This is a genomic window from Pseudoxanthomonas spadix, from assembly GCF_003703395.1.
In the GTDB taxonomy this organism is placed as follows: Bacteria; Pseudomonadota; Gammaproteobacteria; order Xanthomonadales; family Xanthomonadaceae; genus Pseudoxanthomonas_A; species Pseudoxanthomonas_A spadix.
Genome location: NZ_RDQN01000001.1, coordinates 525,682 through 546,167 on the forward strand (window position 1 = coordinate 525,682; position 20,486 = coordinate 546,167).

Below are 20,486 nucleotides of genomic sequence, written 5' to 3' on the forward strand. Positions count from 1 at the left end.
CCTCATGATGGGTCCCCCGGCGCCAGGGCGCGTGAAGTACGGGTATTGACCAAGAAACCGATTGCCGCAGCGACTGCGACGGTCAGTTGTGCCAACAGCGACTGCCAGGACGGGTAGACGCCGAGCCACTCGATGCGCGGCGCAGCGATCAGTGCCTGCGGCACCCAGCCGGCTTCCTGCAAGGCGGCAACGCCCTTGCCGACTAGCACCACCGCGAGCACGGCGATCAGGACTGAACTGATCGAGAAGAACTGGCCGATCGGCAGACGCTTGCTCATACGCAGCATCCAGTACGCCACTGCGACCAACACCATGCTGCCGGCGATGAGGCCGGCGAGAATGGCGCCAGAGGACTGTTCGCTCCACATCGCGATGTAGAACAGGATCGTCTCGAACACCTCGCGGTACACCGCGACGAACGCCAGCACGAACAGGAAAATCGCCGAGCGCCGGGTCAGTGCCGCCGACAGCTTCGCGTGCAGGTATTGCTGCCAGCGCCCAGCCAGGCTCTTCTGGTGCATCCAGATGCCCACGCTGAGCAGCACGGCGGCGGCGAACAACGCCGACACGCCTTCGGTGACTTCGCGGTTGGCGCCGCTGATATCGACCAGATAGGTCGCTGCCGCCCAAGTCGCGGCGCCGGCCAACAGCGCACCCGCCCAGCCGGCGTGCACGTAGGGAAGCACGTCGCGGCGCTCGGCCTTGCGCAGGAAGGCGATCATGCCGATGACGATCAGCAGGGCTTCCAATCCCTCGCGTACCAGGATGGTGAAGCTGCCGAGGAACGCCGTGGTCGTGTCCGTGTGCGTGTCCTGCAGCACCGCCTCGGCGCGATCGAACAGTGCGTTGATCTGCGTCGCCTGCGCGGCGATGTCGGCCGCTGCCGCGCGACGGCCTATTTGGGTGCGGTAGCCGGCCATGGCGGTTTCGATCTCGCGCAGCAGCGCCGCGTTGCGCGCAGCCAGCGTCGGCTCGATCGGTTCCACGCCGTCCAAGTAGGCCGACAACGCTAACGTCGTGGCCTGCGCGGCATCGCCGGCGGCGTACACGCGCTCGCTGTCCGCTAGCCGTTGCCGAGCCAATGCGAACCGGCCGGCACCCGCTACCGGTTCGTTGACTGCCTGCGGCCGGGAACGCAGGTAAGCGACGATGGCGTGGGCCTGCGTGGTGGGCAGCGTCGCGGCGAGGTCGGCTTCACGGGTGCGGGTCAGCGCTTCCAGCGTGGGGATGCGCCCATGCACCTCAACGTTCTTGCGCCACAGTGCCTCACCGTCGGCGCGGGTTTGTGGCGAATACGCCAAGCTGCCGACGTAGAACGCCAACGCCCAGCGGTCGGCCTCGGGCAATCCGGCAAAGCTGGCCATGCCGGTGCCCGGCACGCCCTGCGAGATCACCTCGTACAGCGCCAGCGGAGTGCGTTGGGCCGCACGATCGGCATCGGTGAAGGCGATCGGCGGCGGATCCAGCCCAGCAGCGGCCGGACCGTCGCCGTGTCCGGCCGGGCCGTGGCAGGCCGCGCACTGCTGGGCATAGAGCGCCGCGGCCTTGGCCGGTTCCGGCGGCGAACCCGGCACCACGCCGATGGAGTAACTGGCCAGGATGGCATCGGCCAGCCCGCGCGCCAGCGCGGCCACTTCCGTGGGCTCGGCCTTGGCGGCCACCAAGGCCACCAGCCGGTCGGCCTGGATCAACAGGGCCGGCTGCTTCGGCTTGGCGGGCAACGCCGCCAGTTGCCTGCGGACCGTGTCGGCGAACTCCTGCATCTCGGCGTACTCACCCGGCGCGACGATGCGGCCATCTTGGACGGCACCGGCGTAGTCCACCGCGATGTAGTCGAGCATCTGCCAGGTCTGACGCGGATTGGCTGCAGGCAATTCGGCGCGGGCCGACAGCAGCACGGCCCACCCGATCAGCAGGGCGAAGAGGCTGGACCGGATCAGGGCAATCGGCAGGGGCATGGGCATGAACGCAGCAGGTCGCGGCCGGGGTGGCAGCGGACATCTACTCAGGATAAAGTCCGTAGCTACTACAGAGTCAAGCGGAATGCGAAGGAAAATCAGTGAAGCCGCCGCCGCCAGCGGCTGCCACCTGGAAACCATCCGCTACTACGAACGTGTCGGTCTGGTGCCGCGGCATGCTTCTGCCGATCCAGCGATGCCGCACCAACCGCACGTGCCAGGTCATGGGAAGGACGCACTGCGCATCTTCCTGATCCGCCACGGCCAGACCGAGTGGTCACAGTCCGGACGTCATACCGGGCGCAGTGAGATTCCATTGACCGCCGCGGGCGAACAGATGGCGCGTGCGCTGGCGCCGACCCTGGCGCAGGTCGCGTTTTCGCATGTGCTGACCAGCCCGCGCCAACGTGCCCGCGATACCTGCGCCCTGGCCGGGCTGGGGGCATTGGCCCAGGTCGAGCCGGACCTGGCCGAATGGGACTATGGCGATGACGAAGGCCGGCGTTCGGTGGAGATCCTGGCCGAGCGGCCAGGCTGGAATATCTGGACCGATGGCTGCCTTGGTGGCGAATCACCTGCGCAGGTGTCCGCGCGTGCCGACCGCCCGGTGCAGCGCCTGCGTACCCTGTCGGGCAATGTCGCAGTGTTTGGCCACGGCCATTTTGGGCGGGCGCTGGCGGTGCGCTGGGTCGGCCTGCCGCTGACGGCCGGCGCCAGCCTGTTGCTGGACCCGGCGACGGTGAGCATGCTGGGCATCGACTCGGCGCATGGCGCGATCCCGGTCATCGAGCGCTGGAACGCGCCGGTCTGAACAGCGTCAGGGCAGCCACGCCGGCCGCCTTGGTCCGAGCGACGGCGAAGAACACCTCAGGCGGTCAGGCCCATCGCCGGCATCCCGGGCAGCAGCTTGTCCAGCGTGACCGGGTACTGGCGCACGCGCACGCCGGTGGCGTTGTAGACCGCGTTGGCAATGGCCGCGGCCACCCCGCAGATGCCCAGTTCGCCCACGCCCTTGGCCTTCATCGGCGAAGCCGTCGGATCGGTCTCCTCCAGGAAGATCACGTCCTGGTGCGGGATGTCGGCATGCACGGGGACCTCGTAACCGGCCAGGTCGTGGTTGACGAAAAAACCCAGCCGCCTGTCCACCACCAGTTCCTCCATCAGCGCCGCGCCTGCGCCCATCGCCATCGCACCGATCACCTGGCTGCGCGCGGACTTGGGATTGAGGATGCGCCCGGCCGCGCACACGGCGAGCATGCGGCGAATGCGGATCTCGGCAGTGGCACTGTCCACGGCCACCTCGACAAAATGCGCGCCGAAGGTCGATTGCTGGAACTGCTTGGCCAGCTCGCCATATTCCATCGTGTCTTCGGCACTGATCGGGCCCTGGCTGGACGCGCTGGCCAGGGCGATGCGCTTGCCGCCGGCCTGCACCTGGCCATCGATGAATTGCGCGCTGGCTGGATCCAGTCCCAGGCGCTGGGCCACGGCCTCGCGCAGCTTGACGCAGGCCGCGTAGACCCCGGCGGTGGAACTGTTGGCACCCCACTGCCCGCCCGAGCCGGCCGACACCGGGAAGGCCGAGTCGCCCAGCCGCACGCTCACCTGCTCCAGCGCCACGCCCAGCATCTCGGCTGCGGTCTGGGCAATGATGGTGTAGGTGCCGGTGCCGATGTCGGTCATGTCCGTTTCCACCGTGACCGTGCCGTCGCGCTCCAGGCGCACGCGCGCGGCGGACTTCATGTTGAGGTTGTTGCGGAACGCGGCCGCCACGCCGGTGCCGATCAGCCAACGTCCTTCGCGGCGGGTGGCGGGCGTGGCGCTGCGCTGGTCCCAGCCGAAACGTTGCGCGCCGGTGGTCAGGCACCGGATCAGCTGGCGCTGGGAGAACCGGCGTGCGGGCCTGGCCGGATCGACCTGGGTGTCGTTGAGGATGCGGAACTGGATCGGGTCGAGCTTGAGCTTTTCGGCCATCTCGTCCATGGCCACTTCCAGTGCCATCAGGCCAGGTGCTTCGCCGGGGGCGCGCATGGCGTTGCCTTCGGGCAGGTCCAGCACCGCCAGGCGCATGGCGGTCATGCGGTTGGCGCCGGCATAGAGCAGCCTGGTCTGGGCCACGGCCGTTTCCGGACCGCCGCCAGGCAGGTCGCCGGACCAGCTTTCGTGGCCGATGGCGGTGATCCTGCCCTCTGGCGTGGCGCCGATGCGGATGCGCTGGATGGTGGCCGGCCGGTGGGTGGTGTTGTTGAACATCTGCGGCCGGGTCAGGCTGACCTTGACCGGGCGCCCCACCGCCCGCGCGCCCAGCGCGGCCAGGATCGCATCGGCACGCACGAACAGCTTGCCGCCGAATCCGCCCCCGATATACGGCGACACCAGGCGCACGTCCTCCTTGGCCAGGCCCAGGGTGGTGGCCACGTCGCCGGCGCTCCAGGCGATCATCTGGTTGGCGGTCCAGAGGGTCAGCTTGCCGTCCTGCCAGGCGGCGATGGACGCGTGCGGTTCCATCATTGCGTGGGCCTGGTCGGGCGTGGTGTAGGTCGCATCCAGCTGCACCGGCGCGGCGGCGAAAGCACCGGCGAAATCACCCACGGCAGTATCCTTTGAACGTGGGCTGTCGGTGGGCATGGTCGCACGCTCGCGCGCGCTGGCAAGGTCGAAGGTGCCCTGCTGGCGCGCGTAGTCCACCCTGATCAGCTGCGCGGCGGCGCGCGCCTGTTCGAAGGTCTCGGCGACCACCAGCGCGATGGCCTGGTGGTAGTGCTCGATGTCCGGGCCGCCCAGCAGGTGCGCGGTGTTGAACTTGCCCTTCTCCAGCTTGCCGGCGTTGGCGGCGGTGACGATCTCCAGCACCCCGGGCGCGGCCTTGGCGGCGGCCAGGTCCATCGAGCGGATGCGGCCCTTGGCGATGCCGGCGCCGACCACGAAGCCGTACACCTGGCCGGGCACCACGTCATGCCGTTCGTAGGCGTAGGGCGCGGTGCCGGTGGTCTTGAGCGGGCCGTCGATGCGGTCGTGCGGCTTGCCGACGACCCGGAGCTGGTCGATGGGATTGGTGGTGGCGGGCGTGTCGAATTTCATGCTTGAGCCCTCGCTTCAGCCAGGATGGCAGCCAGGGTGCGCTCGATCAGCGGCACCTTGAAGGCGTTGTGTTCGCTCGGCCTGGCGCCGGCCAGCAGCGTGTCGACCACCGCCTTGGCGCCGTTGCGCAACTGGGCATCGGCCTCGGGCTTGCGCCAGGGTTGGTAGGCCACCCCGCCCAGGGCCACGGCGCCCTGCCCGTCAGGCTGCACGATCGCGGCCACCGACACCAGCGCGAAGGCATAGGACGCCCGGTCGCGGACCTTGTGGTAGACCTGCGTGCCGCCCACCGGCCTGGGCAGGGTCACCGCGGTGATGAGCTCGCCGCGCTCCAGGGTGGTCTCCAGGTGCGGTGTGGCGCCGGGCGCCCTGTGCAGCTGTTCGAGGGCGATGGTGCGGCGCTTGCCATCGGCCTGCACGGTTTCCACCTTGGCATCCAGGGCGCGCATGGCCACGGCCATGTCGCTGGGATGGGTGGCGATGCACGAGGTGCTGGCGCCGACGATGGCCAGCGTCCGGTTGAAGCCTTCCAGCGCCGCGCAGCCGCTGCCCGGCAGGCGCTTGTTGCACGGCTGGTCGGTGTCGTAGAAGTACGGGCAGCGCGTGCGCTGCAGCAGGTTGCCGGCGGTGGTGGCCTTGTTGCGAAGCTGACCCGACGCGCCGGCCAGCAGCGCCCGCGACAGCAGCGGGTAATCGCGGCGCACGGTGCCCTCGGCCGCCAGGTCGGTGTTGCGCACCAGCGCGCCGATGCGCAGGCCGCCGTCTTCGGTTTTATCGATGGTGTCCAGGCCCAGGCCGTTGACATCGACCAGGTGAGTGGGCGTTTCGATCTGCAGCTTCATCAGGTCGATCAGGTTGGTGCCGCCGGCGATGAACCTGGCATTGGGCGTGGCGGCCAGCGCCGCGGCGGCGGCCTGGGGCGAGCTGGCGCGCTGGTAGCTGAAGGCCTTCATGCGCCTTCTCCGGCCACCTCGGTGATGGCCTGGATGATGTTGGAGTACGCGCCGCAGCGACAGATGTTGCCGCTCATGCGCTCGCGCAGCTCGGTGTCGGTGACCTGCATCCTGGCATTGAGATCCGCGCTGACGTGGCTGGGGATGCCCTGCCCGATTTCGTCCAGTACCGCCACCGCCGAGCAGATCTGGCCCGGCGTGCAGTAGCCGCACTGGTAGCCGTCGTGCCTGACGAAGGCCGCCTGCATCGGATGCAGCGCACCGGGCTGGCCGAGACCTTCGATGGTGGTGATTCTGGCGCCCTGGTGCATGACCGCAAAGGTCAGGCAGGTGTTGATCCGCCGGCCGTCGACGATGGCCGTGCACGCGCCGCACTGGCCGTGGTCGCAGCCCTTCTTGGTCCCGGTGAGCTTGAGATGTTCGCGCAACGCATCGAGCAGCGTGGTCCGCGTGTCCAGTTCCAGGGCCACCGGCTTGCCGTTGACCTCGAAGGAGACCGCGGCGGTGGAGACATGCTCCGGGCTCGGCGCGCGGCTGGCCATGGCCTGGACCGGTGCGGGGACCAGCCCGCCGGTGGCCGCGCCGGCCGCGGACGCGCCGCCGGCCATGAGCATGTTGCGGCGGGTGAACCTGACGTCGTTCAGGGGATTATTCATGCCTGGCGAGTCCTCTGGCTGGGGAAATTGGCATGCGGTCAGGACCCGCGAAGCGGCGACCCGCGCCCATGTTGTACGCCGGCAGACGTGAGTGCGCAGTGGCCGCACCGCGCCCAATGCCCTGCCCTTGCGAGCGCTTATTGTGCGCGCGGTTCAAAGGCCTGCAATCCCGGCTCCAGGCTGCCAGAGCGCCTCAGCGATGGGCCAGGGCGTAATCCAGGCCCGCGCACACGGCCGCCGCCTGGGCGGCGTTGCACTGCGCCGGGGTGGTGCGTGGGCTGTCCGGGTAGACCTCGGTGGTGGTGGTGTATGACGCATTTGTCATGCCCGCGCACAGGCCCAGGCGTTTGACGTCGTAGTGGATCACCCCCGGCGCGACCATCGGCGAACCGATGATCTGGCCGTTCGCATCGGCCGGCGCGATGTGGGTGACCCGGGCGACCGCGGCGATGATCGCCTGCTGGAACCCGGGCTGCGGATTGGCCGCATCGCCCACCAGGTAGAAGCCGTCTGGGATGCTGCCGGGGACATGGGCCGCGCCGTCGCGCGCGGCCAGCGCCGGGCGGAACTCGGTTTCGTCGCTGTCGGTGGTTTCGTGCAGGTCGATGTGCATCAGCAGCTGGTCGGCCAGGGGCGCGACCAGGGCCATCAGCGCCGCCGATTCCTGCGCCGGGCTGTCGGCGCGGAACGAGCGGTTGGGGTCCAGCGCATCTGCGTTCCAGCGGTGGATGTGCGCGTAGCCCCACGGGCTGACGCACGGCGCGACCAGCAGGTTGACCCGGCCGGCGTAGCGTTCGGCATGCAGGCGCAGGAACTGGAGCGCGCCGTGCACGCCGCTGGTTTCGTAACCATGCACGCCGCCGGAGACCAGCGCGCCGGGCAGAGCCTGGTCCCAGCGCCGGCTGCGCAGCGCCAGCAGCGGGTAGCGCTCCGGCGGATCGTCCAGCTGGCCGTAGTGCACCACCTCGAAATGCGCGCCCAGTTGGTCGATCGCGGTGACCACTTCATCCCGGTAGCTGCGCCTGGGCTGCTGCAGGGCACGCCACTGCGCCCTCTCCGCCTCGCCCCAGGGCTGTCCGGGCGTGCCGATCGGGTAACAAGCGGCCTGGTGCATGCTGTGGCTCGTGCGGGGAAGTTGCGGAAGGGTGGATTCTTGCATGCCCCGCGCCGTGTGCCGGCGAAGGCCGGGGCCCTGGTCCTGTCGGGGTGCACGCCTGACCTGTGCGCCCGCCCGCGAGCGATGATGCGGAGCAGTGGCGGCGCGCGGTTACCGGTTAGCCGGGAATGCGCACCCAGCCTTCCATCAGGACCCGCGCGCTGCGGCTCATGATCGCCTTGCGCACGGTCCATTGGCCGTCGACCTGGCGTGCTTCGGCGCCGACGCGCAGGGTGCCCGAGGGGTGCCCGAAACGCACCGAGGTGCGCTCGCCGCCGCCGGCGGCCAGGTTCACCAGGGTGCCGGGAATCGCTGCGGCGGTGCCGATGGCAACCGCCGCGGTGCCCATCATGGCGTGGTGCAGTTTGCCCATCGACAGCGCGCGCACGTGCAGGTCGATCTCACTGGCCGCAATCTGCCTGCCGCTGGAGGAGACGTAGTCCTGCGCCGGCGCGACGAAGGCCACCTTCGGCGTGTGCTGACGGGTCGCGGCCTGCTCGATGCGGTCGATCAGGCCCATGCGCACCGCGCCGTGCGCGCGGATCGCCTCGAACCGCGCCAGCGCGGCCTTGTCCTCGTTGATCGCCGGCTGCAGTTCGGTGCCGGTGTAGCCCAGGTCGGCGGCATTGAGGAAGATGGTCGGGATCCCGGCGTTGATCATGGTCACCTGGAAGCTGCCGACCCCGGGCACCTCCAGGGTGTCGACCAGATGGCCGGTGGGAAACATCGCCCCGCCCTCGCCGTCCTCGGACGGGTCGAGGAATTCCAGCTGGATCTCGGCCGCCGGAAAGGTCACCCCATCGAGCTCGAAATCGCCGGTCTCCTGCACCGCGCCGTCGGTCATCGGCACGTGCGCAATGATGGTCTTGCCGATGTTGGCCTGCCAGATCCGCACGCTGGCGATGCCATCGCGCGGCACCCGCGCCGGATCGACCAGGCCATTGCTGATCGCGAACGGGCCGACCGCGGTGCTGAGGTTGCCGCAGTTGCCGCTCCAGTCCACGAACGCGGTGTCGATCGAGACCTGGCCGTAGAGATAGTCAACGTCATGTCCGGGCACCGAAGGTGCCGAGATGATCACGCACTTGCTGGTGCTGGAGGTCGCCCCGCCCATGCCATCGGTGTGCTTGCCGTACGGGTCGGGCGAGCCGATCACCCGCATCAGCAAGGCATCACGCGCCGCGCCCGGCACCTGCGCATCGGCCGGCAGGTCCTGCAGGCGGAAGAACACGCCCTTGCTGGTGCCGCCGCGCATGTAGGTGGCGGGAATCCTGATCTGCGGTGGATGGGGCATGGATGATCCTTTGCGCGTGCGCCGGGCACGCAGACATCAAAAGAAAGATGGGCTCAGGCCGCCTTGGACGATGCCAGGAAATCCTGCGCAAAGCGCTGCAGCACGCCGCCTGCCTCGTAGATGGCCACTTCCTCGGCCGTATCCAGGCGACAGGTGACGGCGACCTGCTGCTGGCTGCCGTCCTTGCGGTGGATGACCAGGGTCAGGTCCGCGCGCGGGGTCGGCGTACCGACCACGTCGAAGGTCTCGGTGCCGTCGATGCCCAGGGTCTTGCGGTCGGTGCCGGGTTTGAATTCCAGCGGCAGCACGCCCATGCCGACCAGGTTGGTGCGGTGGATGCGCTCGAAACCCTCGGCGACGATGGCTTCCACGCCGGCCAGGCGCACGCCCTTGGCGGCCCAGTCACGCGAACTGCCCTGCCCGTAATCGGCGCCGGCGATGATGATCAGCGGCTGCTTGCGGGCCATGTAGGTCTCGATCGCCTCCCACATGCGCGTCACCTTGCCTTCCGGTTCGATGCGGGCGAGCGAGCCCTGCTTCACCTGGCCATCGACCACCGCCATTTCGTTGATCAGCTTTGGATTGGCGAAGGTCGCGCGCTGGGCGGTGAGATGGTCGCCGCGGTGGGTGGCGTAGGAATTGAAGTCCTCCTCCGGCACGCCCATTTTCGCCAGGTATTCGCCGGCGGCGCTGTCGGGCAGGATGGCGTTGGACGGGGAGAGGTGGTCGGTGGTGATGTTGTCGCCCAGCACCGCCAGCGGGCGCATGCCGCGCAGCGTGCGCGCACCGGCCAGCGCGCCTTCCCAGTACGGCGGGCGGCGGATGTAGGTGCTGCGCGGACGCCAGGCGTAGAGCGGATCGATCCGCGCGCCGCTGTGGGCGGTGCGGGCGAACATCGGGTCGTAGACCCTGCGGAAGTGCTCGGGCTTGACGCTCTGGGCGACGATCGCATCGATCTGCGCATCGCTGGGCCAGATGTCCTTCAGGGTGACCGGGTTGCCGGCCTGGTCCAGGCCGAGCACGTCCTTTTCGATGTCAAAGCGCACCGTGCCGGCAATGGCATAGGCGACCACCAGCGGCGGCGAAGCCAGGAACGCCTGCTTGGCGTAAGGATGGATGCGCCCGTCGAAGTTGCGGTTGCCCGAAAGCACCGCGGTGGCGTAGAGGTCGCGGTCGATGATTTCCTGCTGGATCGCCGGGTCCAGCGCGCCGCTCATGCCGTTGCAGGTGGTGCAGGCAAAGGCGACGATGCCAAAGCCCAGCTGTTCCAGTTCCGACAGCAGCTTGGCGTCTTCCAGATACAGCTGCACCGCCTTGGACCCGGGTGCCAGCGAAGACTTCACCCACGGCTTGCGGGTCAGCCCGCGCGCGTTGGCGTTGCGTGCCAGCAGGCCGGCGGCGATCACGTTGCGCGGGTTGGAGGTGTTGGTGCAGCTGGTGATGGCGGCGATGATCACCGCGCCATCGGGCATCAGGCCTTTGGCCTGCTCGGCCTTGCCGGCCTCCAGCTTGGCCTCGTCGGCGATGCCGCGCGCGGCCAGTTCGGTGGTGGCCACCCGCCGGTGCGGATTGGACGGACCGGCCATGTTGCGCACCACGCTGGACAGGTCGAAACGCAGCACCCGCTCGTACTGGGCGGTCTTCAGCGCATCGGCCCACAGGCCGGCGGCCTTGGCATAGGTTTGGACCAGCTTGACCTGCGCGTCCTCGCGCCCGGTCAGGCGCAGGTAGTCGATGGTCTGCTGGTCGATGTAGAACATCGCCGCGGTGGCGCCGAATTCCGGGGTCATGTTGGAGATCGTGGCGCGGTCGCCGATGGTCAGCGCATCGGCGCCTTGCCCGAAGAACTCCAGGTACGCGCCGACCACCTTTTCCTTGCGCAGGAATTCGGTCAGCGCCAGCACCACGTCGGTGGCGGTGATGCCCGGCTGCGGCCGGCCAGTGAGTTCCACGCCGATGATGTCCGGCAGGCGCATCCACGAAGCGCGCCCCAGCATCACGCTTTCCGCTTCCAGCCCGCCCACGCCGATGGCGATCACGCCCAGCGCGTCCACGTGCGGGGTATGGCTGTCGGTGCCGACCAGCGTGTCCGGATAGGCCACGCCATCGACCGCGTGCACCACCGGCGACATCCGCTCCAGGTTGATCTGGTGCATGATCCCGTTGCCCGGCGGGATCACGTCCACGTTCTTGAACGCGCGGCTGGTCCAGTCGATGAAGTGGAAGCGGTCCTCGTTGCGCCGGTCCTCGACCGCGCGGTTCTTGGCAAAGGCATTGCGGTCAAAGCCGGCGTATTCCACCGCCAGCGAGTGATCCACGATCAGCTGGGTGGGTACCACCGGATTGACCTGGGCCGGATCGCCGCCTTGGCTTGCGATGGCATCGCGCAGCCCGGCCAGGTCCACCAGCGCGGTCTGGCCGAGGATGTCGTGGCACACCACCCGCGCCGGGAACCACGGGAAATCCAGGTCGCGCCGGCGCTGGATCAGCTGCTGCAGCGCATCGTCCAGCAGCGCCGGATCGCAGCGCCGGACCAGGTTCTCGGCATGCACGCGGCTGGTGTAGGGCAGCGTGTCCCAGGCGCCGGGCTGCAGCGCCTCCACCGCGGCGCGCGCGTCGAAGTAATCCAGGTCGGTCCCCGGCAGGGGCTTGCGGAAAGCGCTGTTCATGGCTTGAGTTCGATCAACGAGGGAGGAAATGCGTCTGGAGCGCGGATTGGCGGCCTTCGGCTGTGGCCCGCATCTGCTGGATCCATATCGCAGGGCGGCAATTTGGCACTGCCCGATCCATTGATCAATCTTGATTGGCCCAATCAACCTGTCTACGTACAGGTATCGCCTTCGCGCTGGACGGCCCGGCCAACGCCGACAGCACGCTGCAGTCCCTGGCCGGCCTTCCGGGTGTGGCGGCATCACCTTCAGCGGCAGACCTTGAACACCCGGGCATCCCAGCGTGACGCATCGTCGAACGACCAGTGCAAGCCCTTGCGCGCGTGCGCCGCGGCCCGCGCGCTGCGCGCACGCTGGCAGGCACTGACGGTGGTGGTGCGCGCCTTGGCCCGGCGAGGCGGCACGGGACGACGCTGCACCTGCTGGGCCAGCATGCGACGGTTGCTGGCCTGCAAAGACTTGCGGTCACGCGCGATGCTGCGTTCGGCTGCGGTCCGCTCGGCGCTGGGTGCGGCGGCCAGACCCGGGTCGGGCGTCCATTGTTTCTCGATCCGGCCACTGCAGGCCTGCGACTGGTACACCACCACACTGGCGCCATCGCGACACTTGTAGACCGACTGCGCGTTGGCGCCTGCCGCCAGCAGGCACAGCGCCATCACCACGATGCGTTTCATCAAGCCTTCCCTGGTCTGCGACAACGAAGGCCAGTCTCGGCACGGCAACGACCGGCCACCATCGGTCTTGTGCGCGGCCCGATGTCAGACAACCTCCCGACGTGCATCCGCGCCGCCGCTGCCTGCGTAACCATGAGATCGCCATCGCCGCAGGGGCCCCATGCCCACCTTGCTCGTCCCTGCCATGCTGGCCATGGATGGGTGCACCATCACCCCTCGCGCCCGGTCTGGGTTGCTGGACAACGCACCGTGCCTTGACCACCGTCCGCTCCGAAAGGCATTGGCACCCAAGCGCGCGGTGCGAGGTGGCGCATGAGCTGTAGCGCACGATGGCGTCCATTGCGCCTGGTTCATTGCTGGGCGATGGGTCCTGGCCCGCTGCCGCCCTTCCATCCGACCTGGAACCTGCTCCATGGCCAATGCCTATCTCTGGTTCAACGCCCTGCTCTACATGGGCCTGGCGATCTGGTGCTCGATCGACCCGGACCGCGCCGCGCAGGCGGTGGGCTTCACCGGACTCACGCCCTCCGGGCAGACCGAGTTCCTGGCCGTCTATGGCGGCATGGAATTCGGCATCGGCCTGGCGTTTGCTTACTTTTCGGTCAGCCGCCAGCCGCGCAATGGGCTGGTGCTGGGGGTGGCCTTCTACGCCCCCATCGTGCTCTGGCGAGCATGGGCGATCAGTCTGCATGGGCCGCTGGAGCCTACCACCTGGGTATTGGCCGGGATGGAATGGGGCCTGTTCCTGCTCGGACTGGTCCTGCTGTTGCAGCGCGGCCAAGAGCGCTGAAGCCGTCCAGGTCGCATTGATGTCGGGTGCTTCTGTAGGATTGCACGTTTTCGCATCCACGACCCCACAAGGCCAGTACCGCATGGCGGACTCCACCGAGCGCAGCACGTCTGCAGAAGAAGCCGATCAGCTGCTGCTGGCCACCGCAGGCGGCGACACCGCCGCCTTCGAACGCCTGTATCGGGCCACCTCGCCCCGCCTGTTCGCGGTCTGCCTGCGCCTGCTGCCCCAGCGCAGCGAGGCCGAAGACGTGCTCCAGGAGGTCTACAGCAACGTCTGGCGCAAGGCCGCGCAGTTCGATCCGGCCAAGGCCAGCGGCCTGACCTGGCTGTCGATGATGGCGCGCAACCGCGCTATCGACCACCTGCGCGCCTCGCGCAACGAGCGCAACTCGGTGCCGATCGAGCTGGGACCGGAACTGGTGGATGGTGCAGAAGCAGCCGATCAGCTCGCCCACGCCGCGATGCAGGCGCATGGGCTTGAAGCCTGCCTGGACGAGCTGGAACTGCAGCGCCGCACGCTGATCCGCAAGGCCTTCTATGAAGGCAGCACCTACGAGGAGCTGGCCACGCGCAGCGGCGCGCCGCTGGGGACGGTGAAAAGCTGGATCCGCCGCAGCCTGGCCAAGCTCAAGGCGTGCCTGGAACGATGAACACCTCGACGCGCCATTTCGAACAGGATCCACCCGAGCGCGATGTGCTGGCCGGAGAGTATGTGCTGGGCGTGCTCGACGCGCAGGCTCGTGCACAGGTGGCCGGGCTGATCGCCAGCGATCCGGTGTTCGCCGCCGAGGTGCAGCGCTGGGAAGTCCATTTCGGCCCATTGGTCGATCAGCTCCTGCCGGTGCCCGTGCCCGACTACCTGTGGGCACGCATCAGCCATGCGCTGGGTCTGGCCCCGCTGACGCGTTCGGTGCCTGCCATCGACACTGCGCCCAGGCGCGGCCTCTGGGACAACCTGGGTCTGTGGCGCGGACTGGGGATTGGCGGCTTTGCCAGCGCGGTGGTGGCGGTGCTGGCACTGGTTTCGGTGCTGCGTGCACCGCCGGTGCGGCCGCTGCCGGCGCCGGCGATCGTGCAGCCACCTCCGGCCCCGGCCATGCCGCAGATGGTGGCCGCGCTGACCCAGGACGATGGCAGCACCGGCTACGTGGCGACCATGGACGGGCGCACCGGCAAGATGATGATCATGCCGATGCACCCCATTGTGCAGCCTGGCCGTGCGCCCGAGCTGTGGATCATTCCCAGGGGTGGAAGACCGGTCTCGATGGGCGTGCTGGATCCCGAGCACGTGGCCGAGCACACCTTGCCGAAGAGGTTGCGCAGCCTGCTGGGCACCGATGCCTTGCTGGCCGTCACCATGGAGGCGCCCGGCGGTTCGCCTTCCGGCGCGCCAACCGGCGCGGCCGTGGCCAAGGGCGCGATCACCGCGCTGCTCTCGCCCTGAGCCGGGCTGCATCCGGATGGATGCAGCCAACGTAACCATTGGACATCCCCCGCGCAAGGACCCTGCGTGCACGAGTCACCGGCTACCGCGGCGCAAGCCTCGTCCCCGATCGAACCGGCGTTGCGCACGCGCTGGTGGCAGGCGCTGTTGCGCTGGTTCGACAGCGGCGTGCAGGCGCCGCTGGAACCGGCCCGTGCCGACCGCATCGACTGGCTGCGCGCACTGCCGTTCGTGGCGATGCATTTGATGTGCATCGCAGTGCTCTGGGTCGGCTGGTCGTGGTTCGCCGTGGGCGTGGCGGCGGCACTTTACGTGCTGCGGATGTTCGCCATCACCGCGTTTTACCATCGTTACTTCTCGCACAAGACCTTCAAGGCCTCGCGCCTGGTGCAGGGCGTGTTTGCCGCGATCGGCGCGACCAGCGTGCAGCGCGGGCCGCTGTGGTGGGCCGCACACCATCGCCACCACCACCGCGTCACCGACACCGCCGAGGACCCGCATTCGCCTGGTCAGCACGGGTTTTGGTGGAGCCACATGGGCTGGTTCCTGACCCCGCGTGGGTTTCGCACGCGCTGGGAGGCGATCCCGGACCTGCGCAAGTTCCCCGAACTGCGCTTCATCGACCGCTTCGACATCCTGCTGCCGGTGCTGCTGGCGGCCGGGTTGTTCGCGCTCGGCGGCTGGCTTGAAGAGGCTGCGCCGCAGCTGGGCACCAGCGCCTGGCAGCTGCTGGTATGGGGGTTCTTCATCTCCACCGTGGTCCTGTTCCATGCCACGGTCACGATCAACTCGCTGTCGCACAAGTTTGGTTCGCGCCGCTTCGACACCCGCGATGACAGCCGCAACAACTGGATGCTGGCGCTGCTGACCTTTGGCGAAGGCTGGCACAACAACCACCATTTCTTCCCGGGATCGGCGCGCCAGGGTTTCCGCTGGTGGGAGGTGGACCTGACCTGGTACGGGCTGAAGGCCATGTCCTGGCTCGGCCTGGTCCGCGACCTGAAACCGGTGCCGGCCGGCCTGATCAGGGCCGCCCGGGGCCGCGCATGAGCCGGATCGCGGTGGTCGGGGGCGGGATCGCCGGCATGGGCGCGGCCTGGGCGTTGTCGCAGCGCCACGCGGTCACCTTGTTCGAGGCCGGGGACCGCCTGGGTGGGCACACGCATACCCACGACATCCAAGTCGGCGGTCGGCACTACCCGGTCGACACCGGCTTCATCGTGTTCAACCCGGACAACTATCCGTTGCTTGCGCGCCTGCTCGAGACCCTGGGCGTGGCATCGCAGCCAACCACGATGAGCTTTTCGGTCAGCCACGCGGGCACCGGGCTGGAATACAACGCCGGCAACCTGGCCGGCCTGTTCTGCCAGAAGCGCAACCTGGTCAGCCCAAGGTTCTGGAAGATGCTCGCCGACCTGCGCCGCTTCTATCGCCAGTCGCCGGCGGTGCTGGAGCTGCCCGCGCCTGGACCGACGCTGGGCCAATACCTTGACGCCCATGGCTATTCGGCCACTTTTCGAGATGCGCATATCGTGCCGATGGCCTCGGCGCTGTGGTCCTCGCCGTCGAAGGCCATCCTCGATTTTCCCATGCAGCACCTGGTGCGCTTCATGCGCAACCACCACATGCTGCAGCTCAGCGGCCGCCCGCAGTGGCGGGTGGTCAGCGGTGGTTCCAGTAGCTACGTGCAGGCGCTGCAGTCGACCTGGAAGGTGCAGGTCAGGCTCGCCGAAGCCGTCCATGCCTTGCGCCGCGTGGAAACCGGGGTGGAAGTGCAGACGGCCGACTGCTGCGCGGTGTTCGACGAGGTGGTGCTGGCCTGCCACGCCGACGACAGCCTGCGCCTGCTCACCGATGCGGCGCCCGACGAGCAGCAGATCCTCGGCGCCATCACCTACCAGGCCAATGAGACGGTGCTGCACACCGATGCTCGCGTGCTGCCGCGCGATCGCCGCGCCTGGGCCGCCTGGAACGCACAGATCGCGGCCAGCGACGAGGGTCAGTGCATGGTCAGCTACTGGATGAACGCACTCCAGTCGCTGGACGCGCCGGTGCCCTTCATCGTCAGCCTCAACCAGGGCGGCCAGATCGATGAAGCCAAGGTGCTGCGGCGGATATCCTACCGGCATCCGCACCAGACCCCGGGCTCGGTGGCGGCGCAGCAAGCCTTGCCGCAGATCCAGGGCCGTGGGCACCTGTGGCATGCCGGGGCGGGCTGGGGCTTCGGCTTCCACGAGGACGGCCTGCGCTCCGGCATCGAGGTGGCGCGCGCACTGGGGATCACATGGCCCTGAGCCAGGCCCGCACCGAGGCGCCGCGCAGCGCCGATCCGGCTGCGCGCACCCACGCGTCGACCCATGCGGGCAACCGCGATGCGGCCCGATACGCACTGGCCAGCGCGCTGTACGTGGGCCACGTGCGCCATCGCCGCCATGCGCCCAGCCCGCACGCGTTCACCTGGCCGCTGTTCATGGCCTACCTGGACCTGGGCGAACTGGACCGCGTATTCGCGCGGCGCTGGCTGTGGTCGGTCGGCAGGCGCAACCTGGTGGAGTTCCGTCGCTCCGATTACCTGGGCGACCCGGCCGTGCCGCTGGATGAAGCCGTGCGCGACTGTGTGCAGGCCGAAATCGACCATCGCCCGCGCGGTCCGGTGCGCATGCTGACCCACCTGCGCAGCTTCGGCCACAGCTTCAATCCGGTGACCTTTTACTACTGCTTCGCCGAAGACGGCCGCACGCTGGACACGCTGGTGGCGCAGATCACCAACACGCCCTGGAAGCAGCGCCATACCTACGTGCTGCCAGCCAAGCAAGCGCTGCACGCCGGCGAATTTTTTCACTGGCGCTTCGACAAACAGTTCCACGTCTCACCCTTCATGGCGATGGAACACGACTATGGCTGGCGCTTCCAGCTGCCCGGCGATGCCTTGCGCGTCCACATGGACGTGCTGTGCCAGCCCGACGCCGATGACCAGATCGCGCCCCGCCGTTTCGATGCCACGCTCAGCCTGCGGCGTCGACCGATGCGCGCCGGCGCGATGGCCTGGGCGCTGCTGCGCTATCCGCTGATGACCCTGCAGGTGGTCACGGCGATCCACTGGCACGCGCTGCGCATCTGGCTGCGCGGCAATCCCGTCCACGACCATCCCGACTACAGGGCTGCCCCATGAGCCGTATCGATGCCTCCAGTTCTCCGTCGGCACCTGTGTCGGCCGCCAGCGGATCGCTGACCGAGCGCATCCTGCGCCGCCGCCTGATCGACACCCTCTCACAGCTGCGCGGGTGCCGCCTGGTGCTGGAGGAAGGCGGCCAGCTGCATGTGCTGGGCACGCCCGATGGCGAGGCGACACTGCTGCAGGCGCGGATGCGCGTGCATGATCCGGCGTTCTGGCGCATGGCCGCGCTCAACGGCAGCGTCGGCGCTGGCGAGGCCTTCATGGAAGGCCTGTGGGAGTGCGACGACGTGGTTGCGCTGATGCGCATGCTGGTGCGCAACCGCGACCTGCTCGACGCGCTCGACAGTGGCACGGCCAGGATCGGCGCTGCGCTGATGAAGCTGATGCACGCCTTCTCGCGCAACACGCGCAGCGGCAGCCGGCGCAACATTGCCGCGCATTACGACCTGGGAAACCCGCTGTTCTCGTTGTTTCTGGATGAAAATCTCATGTACTCCTCGGCCATTTACGAGGACCAGACCGAATCGCTGGAAACCGCGGCCACCCGCAAGCTGGACCGGATCTGTCGCAAATTGCAGCTTGGCCCGCAGCACCGTCTCGTGGAGATCGGCACCGGCTGGGGCGGCTTCGCCCTGCATGCGGCCGGGCAGTACGGTTGCCACGTCACCACCACCACCATCTCGCGCGAACAGCACGAGCTGGCCGCGCAGCGCATCGCCCAGGCCGGCCTGCAGGACCGCATCACCCTGCTGATGCAGGACTACCGAGATCTGGAAGGTACATACGACCGCCTGGTCTCGATCGAGATGATCGAAGCCATCGGCCATCAGTACCTGGAAACCTACTTCGCCAAGGTCGCCAGCCTGCTCAGCCACGATGGCCAGGCCCTGATCCAGGCCATCACCATCGAGGATCATCGCTACGTGCAGGCACGCGGCTCGGTGGACTTCATCAAGCGGCATATCTTTCCCGGCAGCTTCATCCCGTCGGTGGCGGCGATGACCGCGGCCATTGCCAGGGCCAGCGACCTGCGCCTTTTCAACCTGGAAGACATCGGCCCCAGCTACGCACTGACCCTGCGCGCCTGGCGCCAGCGCTTCGTGGCCAGGCTGGAGCAGGTGCACGCGCTGGGCTACGACCTGCGCTTCATCCGCATGTGGGAGTTCTACCTGGCCTATTGCGAAGCCGGCTTCCTGGAGCGCTCCATCGGCGATGTGCACCTGTGGCTGACCAGGCCCGGCGCGCGCGCGGCGCAGTATCCGTACGCACTCGAGGGCGTGTGATGGCGATGTGGCCCAACCTGCGCAATTACCTGGCGCTGCAGCTGGTGTGGCTGGCGGCAGTGGCAGGCGCCGGGCGCGGCTTGTGGTGGGCCGGACCAGCGGCGCTGGCGGTGTTTTCCGCCTTGCATTTTGGCCTGCACTGGCACCTGCGCGGTGACGCGATGCTCATGCTGGCGGCCTTGCTGCTGGGACTGCTGATCGACTCGATCGCTGCCGCCAGCGGACTGGTGGATTACGCAGCCGCATGGCCCGCCGCGTCGCTGGCACCGGTCTGGATCGCCTCGCTGTGGATGGCGCTGGGGCTGACCGTGCAGCATTCGTTCGGCTGGCTGGTACGGCATCCGCGCTGGAGCCTGCCGGTGATGGCGATCGGCGGGCCGCTGTCGTACTGCGGCGCACAGGCGTCATTCGACGCGGTGCGCTTGGCTGCGCCGGCATGGATCGGCATGCTTGCAATCGGCGCGCTGTGGGCGGCCGCCACCGGTGTGCTGGTGGTGCTGGCCAGCCACCTGGATCGCAGCACGGCCACAGCGAAGGCGCAGCCATGAACGCCTGGCCGATCGCGTGGGTGTCCCTGGGGGCGCTGTTGGTGATGTTTGGCGCCTGGCTGTGGCAGCGCCGCACGCGCAATGCTGGCGTGGTCGATGTGGTGTGGGCGGCCGGCATGGCGGCCAGCGCGGTGGTCTATGCCTGCACCCTGCCCGGCGCAGCCCTGCCGCGACTGCTGGTGGCCGTGCTCGGCGGTGTGTGGGGCCTGCGGCTGGCCTGGCACCTGGGCGCACGTGTGTTCGGCGATGCGCACGAGGATGGGCGCTATGCCTACCTGCGCCAGCACTGGCACGATGCCCAGGGCAAGTTCCTGCTGTTCTTCATGGCCCAGGCGGTGATGATCATGCTGCTGTCGCTGCCGTTCTGGGTGGTGGCCCACAACCCGGTCGCGCACTGGTCGCGCTGGACCACGCTGGGCGTGCTGGTGTGGTTGCTGGCGGTGGCCGGGGAAAGCCTGGCCGATCGCCAGCTGGCGGCGTGGAAGCGCGATCCGTCGCACAAGGGCCGTACCTGCGACCAGGGCCTGTGGCGTTACTCGCGCCATCCCAATTATTTCTTCGAATGGCTGCACTGGTTTACCTATGTATTCCTGGCGATCGGCTTGCCCTGGGGCTGGGTGCTGGCCAGCCTGTGCGGACCTGCGCTCATGCTGGCCTTCCTGCACCGTGTCACCGGTATCCCGTACACCGAAGCACAATCGCTGCGCAGCCGCGGTCAGGACTACGCACGCTACCAGCGCACGACCAGCGCGTTTTTCCCGCTGCCGCGCAAACGCTAGAGCCACACTTGGAGAATTGCT

General features: G+C 68.4%; 18 protein-coding genes and 1 pseudogene. 11 read left to right on the plus strand and 8 right to left on the minus strand.

Going from position 1 to position 20,486, the window contains the following annotated elements:
• Positions 1-2: 2 nt before the first annotated feature.
• Entirely contained in the window at positions 3-1,964 is a 1,962-nt protein-coding gene (locus D9R12_RS02480) for an FTR1 family protein (protein WP_342353318.1), read from the minus strand.
• 79 nt (positions 1,965-2,043) lie between these two features.
• Here D9R12_RS02480 and D9R12_RS16170 point away from each other — a divergent pair.
• Together D9R12_RS16170 and D9R12_RS02485 are read left to right on the plus strand one after the other, a co-directional pair.
• Positions 2,044-2,097 (plus strand): annotated as a pseudogene (locus tag D9R12_RS16170) (hypothetical protein); the annotation flags it as partial.
• A 57-nt stretch (positions 2,098-2,154) separates the two neighbouring features.
• Entirely contained in the window at positions 2,155-2,769 is a 615-nt protein-coding gene (locus D9R12_RS02485) for a histidine phosphatase family protein (RefSeq protein WP_122227726.1), read from the plus strand.
• A 56-nt stretch (positions 2,770-2,825) separates the two neighbouring features.
• On the opposite strand, the gene paoC is transcribed toward D9R12_RS02485, so the two are convergent.
• The 7 genes from paoC to D9R12_RS02520 form a co-directional block, all read right to left on the minus strand.
• A complete protein-coding gene (gene paoC, locus D9R12_RS02490; protein WP_122227534.1) occupies positions 2,826-5,039 on the minus strand; it encodes an aldehyde oxidoreductase molybdenum-binding subunit PaoC in 2,214 nt (737 codons plus the stop codon).
• Positions 5,036-5,992, minus strand: a complete 957-nt coding sequence (locus D9R12_RS02495; protein ID WP_122227537.1) for an FAD binding domain-containing protein — start codon at positions 5,990-5,992, stop codon at positions 5,036-5,038. Before D9R12_RS02495 ends, paoC begins: the two co-directional genes overlap by 4 nt.
• A complete protein-coding gene (gene paoA, locus D9R12_RS02500; protein WP_014160592.1) occupies positions 5,989-6,648 on the minus strand; it encodes an aldehyde dehydrogenase iron-sulfur subunit PaoA in 660 nt (219 codons plus the stop codon). Before paoA ends, D9R12_RS02495 begins: the two co-directional genes overlap by 4 nt.
• Before the next feature lie 193 nt (positions 6,649-6,841).
• Positions 6,842-7,762 carry a M14 family metallopeptidase gene (locus tag D9R12_RS02505; protein WP_122227540.1) on the minus strand — a complete coding sequence of 307 codons (921 nt, stop codon included), beginning with the start codon at positions 7,760-7,762 and terminating at the stop codon, positions 6,842-6,844.
• Positions 7,763-7,922: 160 nt separating this feature from the next.
• Positions 7,923-9,098 carry a 2-methylaconitate cis-trans isomerase PrpF gene (gene prpF, locus D9R12_RS02510; protein WP_014160590.1) on the minus strand — a complete coding sequence of 392 codons (1,176 nt, stop codon included), beginning with the start codon at positions 9,096-9,098 and terminating at the stop codon, positions 7,923-7,925.
• Positions 9,099-9,151: 53 nt separating this feature from the next.
• Positions 9,152-11,767: a Fe/S-dependent 2-methylisocitrate dehydratase AcnD gene (gene acnD, locus D9R12_RS02515; protein WP_014160589.1), complete on the minus strand. Its 2,616-nt coding sequence runs from the start codon at positions 11,765-11,767 to the stop codon at positions 9,152-9,154.
• A 248-nt stretch (positions 11,768-12,015) separates the two neighbouring features.
• Positions 12,016-12,441, minus strand: coding sequence for a DUF4124 domain-containing protein (locus tag D9R12_RS02520; protein ID WP_122227544.1), 426 nt, complete (start codon positions 12,439-12,441; stop codon positions 12,016-12,018).
• A 412-nt stretch (positions 12,442-12,853) separates the two neighbouring features.
• On the opposite strand from D9R12_RS02520, the gene D9R12_RS02525 reads away from it, so the two are divergent.
• From D9R12_RS02525 to D9R12_RS02565, 9 genes are all read left to right on the plus strand, one after another.
• On the plus strand, positions 12,854-13,231 hold the full coding sequence (locus D9R12_RS02525; RefSeq protein WP_122227547.1) for a DUF4345 family protein: 378 nt from the start codon (positions 12,854-12,856) through the stop codon (positions 13,229-13,231).
• A gap of 82 nt (positions 13,232-13,313) precedes the next feature.
• Positions 13,314-13,883, plus strand: a complete 570-nt coding sequence (locus D9R12_RS02530) for a sigma-70 family RNA polymerase sigma factor (RefSeq protein WP_014160586.1) — start codon at positions 13,314-13,316, stop codon at positions 13,881-13,883.
• Entirely contained in the window at positions 13,880-14,677 is a 798-nt protein-coding gene (locus D9R12_RS02535; RefSeq protein WP_014160585.1) for an anti-sigma factor, read from the plus strand. Before D9R12_RS02530 ends, D9R12_RS02535 begins: the two co-directional genes overlap by 4 nt.
• Before the next feature lie 120 nt (positions 14,678-14,797).
• Positions 14,798-15,727, plus strand: a complete 930-nt coding sequence (locus tag D9R12_RS02540) for an acyl-CoA desaturase (protein WP_244671964.1) — start codon at positions 14,798-14,800, stop codon at positions 15,725-15,727.
• On the plus strand, positions 15,724-16,971 hold the full coding sequence (locus tag D9R12_RS02545; protein ID WP_122227549.1) for an NAD(P)/FAD-dependent oxidoreductase: 1,248 nt from the start codon (positions 15,724-15,726) through the stop codon (positions 16,969-16,971). Before D9R12_RS02540 ends, D9R12_RS02545 begins: the two co-directional genes overlap by 4 nt.
• Positions 16,962-17,849, plus strand: coding sequence for a DUF1365 domain-containing protein (locus tag D9R12_RS02550; protein ID WP_122227552.1), 888 nt, complete (start codon positions 16,962-16,964; stop codon positions 17,847-17,849). Before D9R12_RS02545 ends, D9R12_RS02550 begins: the two co-directional genes overlap by 10 nt.
• A gap of 5 nt (positions 17,850-17,854) precedes the next feature.
• Positions 17,855-19,138, plus strand: a complete 1,284-nt coding sequence (locus D9R12_RS02555; RefSeq protein WP_043291090.1) for a class I SAM-dependent methyltransferase — start codon at positions 17,855-17,857, stop codon at positions 19,136-19,138.
• Positions 19,138-19,686, plus strand: a complete 549-nt coding sequence (locus D9R12_RS02560; RefSeq protein ID WP_014160580.1) for a DUF2878 domain-containing protein — start codon at positions 19,138-19,140, stop codon at positions 19,684-19,686. Before D9R12_RS02555 ends, D9R12_RS02560 begins: the two co-directional genes overlap by 1 nt.
• Positions 19,683-20,465, plus strand: coding sequence for a DUF1295 domain-containing protein (locus D9R12_RS02565; RefSeq protein WP_122227558.1), 783 nt, complete (start codon positions 19,683-19,685; stop codon positions 20,463-20,465). Before D9R12_RS02560 ends, D9R12_RS02565 begins: the two co-directional genes overlap by 4 nt.
• Positions 20,466-20,486 lie beyond the last annotated feature (21 nt).

Bases quoted from the DNA above. Each gene is read 5' to 3' on its own strand.
- D9R12_RS02480 (WP_342353318.1), bottom strand. From the start codon at position 1,964: ATGCCCATGCCCCTGCCGATTGCCCTGATCCGGTCCAGCCTCTTCGCC.
- D9R12_RS02485 (WP_122227726.1), top strand. From the start codon at position 2,155: ATGCCGCACCAACCGCACGTGCCAGGTCATGGGAAGGACGCACTGCGC.
- paoC (WP_122227534.1), bottom strand. From the start codon at position 5,039: ATGAAATTCGACACGCCCGCCACCACCAATCCCATCGACCAGCTCCGG.
- D9R12_RS02495 (WP_122227537.1), bottom strand. From the start codon at position 5,992: ATGAAGGCCTTCAGCTACCAGCGCGCCAGCTCGCCCCAGGCCGCCGCC.
- paoA (WP_014160592.1), bottom strand. From the start codon at position 6,648: ATGAATAATCCCCTGAACGACGTCAGGTTCACCCGCCGCAACATGCTC.
- D9R12_RS02505 (WP_122227540.1), bottom strand. From the start codon at position 7,762: ATGCACCAGGCCGCTTGTTACCCGATCGGCACGCCCGGACAGCCCTGG.
- prpF (WP_014160590.1), bottom strand. From the start codon at position 9,098: ATGCCCCATCCACCGCAGATCAGGATTCCCGCCACCTACATGCGCGGC.
- acnD (WP_014160589.1), bottom strand. From the start codon at position 11,767: ATGAACAGCGCTTTCCGCAAGCCCCTGCCGGGGACCGACCTGGATTAC.
- D9R12_RS02520 (WP_122227544.1), bottom strand. From the start codon at position 12,441: ATGAAACGCATCGTGGTGATGGCGCTGTGCCTGCTGGCGGCAGGCGCC.
- D9R12_RS02525 (WP_122227547.1), top strand. From the start codon at position 12,854: ATGGCCAATGCCTATCTCTGGTTCAACGCCCTGCTCTACATGGGCCTG.
- D9R12_RS02530 (WP_014160586.1), top strand. From the start codon at position 13,314: ATGGCGGACTCCACCGAGCGCAGCACGTCTGCAGAAGAAGCCGATCAG.
- D9R12_RS02535 (WP_014160585.1), top strand. From the start codon at position 13,880: ATGAACACCTCGACGCGCCATTTCGAACAGGATCCACCCGAGCGCGAT.
- D9R12_RS02545 (WP_122227549.1), top strand. From the start codon at position 15,724: ATGAGCCGGATCGCGGTGGTCGGGGGCGGGATCGCCGGCATGGGCGCG.
- D9R12_RS02550 (WP_122227552.1), top strand. From the start codon at position 16,962: ATGGCCCTGAGCCAGGCCCGCACCGAGGCGCCGCGCAGCGCCGATCCG.
- D9R12_RS02560 (WP_014160580.1), top strand. From the start codon at position 19,138: ATGGCGATGTGGCCCAACCTGCGCAATTACCTGGCGCTGCAGCTGGTG.
- D9R12_RS02565 (WP_122227558.1), top strand. From the start codon at position 19,683: ATGAACGCCTGGCCGATCGCGTGGGTGTCCCTGGGGGCGCTGTTGGTG.